Origin of the sequence: Streptosporangium sp. OZ121 (genome assembly GCF_051918885.1) — a bacterium.
Taxonomy (GTDB): domain Bacteria; phylum Actinomycetota; class Actinomycetes; order Streptosporangiales; family Streptosporangiaceae; genus Streptosporangium.
This window is the reverse complement of the sequence record NZ_JBPXMC010000093.1, coordinates 1-991: the sequence shown is the minus strand read 5'-3', so window position 1 is coordinate 991 and position 991 is coordinate 1. Positions and strand designations below refer to the sequence as shown.

At 66.7% G+C, this 991-nt stretch carries 2 protein-coding genes; both read right to left on the bottom strand.

The features are described from left to right. A partial coding sequence (locus ACTOQ1_RS42850; RefSeq protein WP_440074354.1) for a hypothetical protein occupies positions 1-392 on the bottom strand: 392 nt, incomplete at its 3' end. A 328-nt stretch (positions 393-720) separates the two neighbouring features. Beyond that, positions 721-991 (bottom strand): golvesin C-terminal-like domain-containing protein (locus tag ACTOQ1_RS42845; protein WP_440074352.1); only part of this gene is annotated, 271 nt, incomplete at its 5' end.

Here is a 991-nt window from a genome sequence, read left to right as displayed (position 1 = left end):
GTCGAGGCACCCGAGGAATAGACCAACCCCACCCCCGGGGTGCGGCCCTTACGCGCCGGCGGCACCTCGAACGGGTAAGAATGGGTGTAATCACCGCTCCTGCCCGCTTGCCCGGCCCCACCACCCAGCTCCACCGCACCCGGCGCCTGCGCCAGCAACGCCGCGGCGTTCCCCGGCCGCACCGCATCCGCCAGAGCGGGCGAAACCGACACCCCCACCAGCAGGCTCGCCCCCACCAAGGACGCGACACAACCGGCCAGCGCCTTACGGCCACCGCGCCCCCACTGCCTTATGAGTGACTGGCCCCTATAAGCCGATTTCAACCCGATGAACACGGCGACCCCGATTCGGACGGCATCCTGGAGCCCGCGTAAAACAGCGGACTCGCTCAAGAATGGCCACCCGGCCTGTCACCAGACCTTCACTCACCTACGATCTACCTTTTAACAAGCTCCCACCCTCACCAGAGCACAGCACCCCCATCGTCGATGGCGGTTGTCCGGGCCGTTGGGACAACTCACGTACTGGTATCGAGTGACCGCTGAAATCTCGCTCTGTTCGGCCAGGTCAATACCGGGATCCGAAGGTATTCCACGAGTCATCCTCGGCGGTGGGCGAGGAACCGGGCCGCCGCACGTCCATGGCGACAGCCCGGCTGGGTATGAGGCGGATTCACTTCACGGCCGGTGGCCGGTCTCGTGCCGCTCCGCTGTGGTGTCGTCAGTCCTGGTGGGGGGCGACGATGACCGCGTCGGCCAGCAGGCTTTCCGCCACGGCGTCACCGGGGACGGCGGGTCCGTTGAGCAGGCGCAGCTGGACGTCGGTGTCGTGGAGCAGTTCGAAGCCGTACTTGCCGAGGTTGATCCAGGTGTCGTTGGCGGCGGTGTGGTCCAGGGTGACGGTCTCCACACCGGAGCTGGTGGTGATCTCGTAGGTGGCCCGGGAGTCGTTGTGGACGGTGCCTCGCGGCAGGCGCACCCAGATGTCGTAC